This is a genomic window from Bradyrhizobium sp. P2_E8, from assembly GCF_056403875.1.
Genome location: NZ_JBFUES010001212.1, coordinates 1 through 1,999, shown reverse-complemented (window position 1 = coordinate 1,999; position 1,999 = coordinate 1). Strand labels below are relative to the sequence as shown.

General features: G+C 62.2%; 2 protein-coding genes. Both read left to right on the top strand.

Annotated features, from left to right (window positions below; all coding sequences use genetic code 11):
• Nucleotides 1–1,312: sugar ABC transporter substrate-binding protein (locus tag AC1D00_RS38740; protein ID WP_477014307.1), on the top strand; the 1,312-nt coding region annotated here is incomplete at its 5' end.
• 107 nt (nucleotides 1,313–1,419) lie between these two features.
• The coding region (locus AC1D00_RS38735) for a carbohydrate ABC transporter permease (RefSeq protein WP_477014306.1) at nucleotides 1,420–1,999 on the top strand (580 nt) is incomplete at its 3' end.

Genomic DNA, 1,999 nt, shown 5'->3' with positions numbered 1-1,999 from the left:
GGCTTATACAGGCGCGAAAATCTCCTGGATCGATCTCGCTCAAGCCGACTACAACCCACGGCTTCAGCAGGCGATCGCGACGAGCACGGTCGATTTCGACATCCTCGAGATGGGCGCGCCGTTCGAGGGCGATGTCTGTGGCAAAGGCCTCGCATCGGAGATGCCGGACTGGGTCAAAAAGCAAATCGATATCGATGACTATGTCGACTATCTGAAGCCGCCGGTCGGAACCTGGAACGGCAAGACCTATCGCGTCACCATCGACGGCGACTGCCACAACTTCAACTACCGCACCGACGTCTTCTCCGACGCAGCCCTTGCCAAGGCCTGGAAGGACRCCGGTAACACGGGCGAATGGGGCGTACCGAAAACCTGGCAGCAGGTCCAAGCGGTGACAAAGTTCCTCAAAGGCAAGAAGATCAAGAACCAGAACGCATTCGGCTATCTCGATGCGCCAAAGCCCTGGGGCGGCTTCGGCTTCTATTTCCTCGGCAGCCGAGCCTCTGCCTACGCCAAACATCCCGACGACAAGGCCTGGCTGTTCGACATCGACACGATGAAGCCGCGCATCAACAATCCGGCCTGGGTGCGCGCTATCCAGGACGTCATTGACGCGCTGCCGTTCGAGCCGGCCGACCAGCTCAACGCCGATCCGAACACCACCGGCTTTCAACAATTTCTCGCCGGCGTCGGCTCGATGATCCCCTGGTGGGGCGACATCGGCCAGGTCGCCAAGGCGAGCGACACCTCGGTCATCGGCGATATCGTCGGCTTCGACATCCTGCCGGGATCGGACGATGTCTATAATTCCAAGACCGGACAGTGGGACAAGCTCGCCAGCGGTCCGAACCACGCGCCGAACTGCGCCTATCTCGGCTGGGGCGTCTATGTGATGGCCAGGGTCAATGGCGACGAGAAGAAGCACAAGGCCGCCTGGAGCGCGGCTGCGCATCTCGGCGGCAAGGATCTGTCGCTGTGGATGGTGATGTATCCGTCGGGCTTTCAGGCCCACCGCACCAGCCACTTCCAGTTCGACGAATGGGTGGCCGCGGGTTATGACCGCAAATACATCACCTCCTACCTCAACTCGCAGCTTGGCTCCTACAATCATCCGAACCGGGCGGTCGAGCCGCGTATCCCCGGCATCTTCCAGTACTACAGCATCGCGGAGGATGAGCTGACGAAGATTTTTGCCGGCAAGGTCGACGCGCAGACTGGCGCTAACAACATCGCCGCCGCCTGGGAGAAGCTGACTGACCAGATCGGCCGCGAGCGGCAGATCGGACTCTACAAGGCCTCGCTCGGCGTGTAGCCGCATGAGCATCACGAAGACCCTCGGCTGGCGGCGCTCTCGCGGTGCCAGCCGAAAACTTGCCCGGCGGCCGGCCGGTCATTCAGGATCGGCAGAGTTCGATTGCCATGCAGAATTCAGCTCCCGTGACCGACGACCTGCACCACCAGCCCGCGGTAGCACGCGCGCCGGCCAGGCGGAAAACCGTCGGCCGCGCGCTTGTCGCGCTGGCGTCGCTCGGCTTCCTGCTCGTGCTCCTCGTCCAGATCCTGCACACGACCGGTGCGACCGCGGCCGGGTTCTCCGATTGGCGACCGATCCTCATCGCCTATCTCATCTGGGCCGTCGCCTTCGCCATCGCCCAAGTGCTGATCCGCGGCGAGCGCGGCCAGCGCGCGCTGTTCCTGCTACCGGCGGTGTTCTTCACCATTGCAGTGGTGATCTTCCCGACCATTTTCGGGATCTATATCGCCTCGCTCGACTGGAATCTCAGCTCGGTCGAAGGCCCGCGTTTCAGCGGCTTCGACAATCTCGTCGGGATGTTCAACGACACCTATTACTGGAACGCGCTGGGCAACATGTGCTTCTACGCGGTCGCAGTCCTCGGTGAGTACGCGATCGCGTTCGGCCTCGCGCTCCTGCTCAGCGCCGAGATCCGCGCGCGAAAATTCTTCCGCATCGTGTTCCTGCTGCCGATGATGCTGAGCC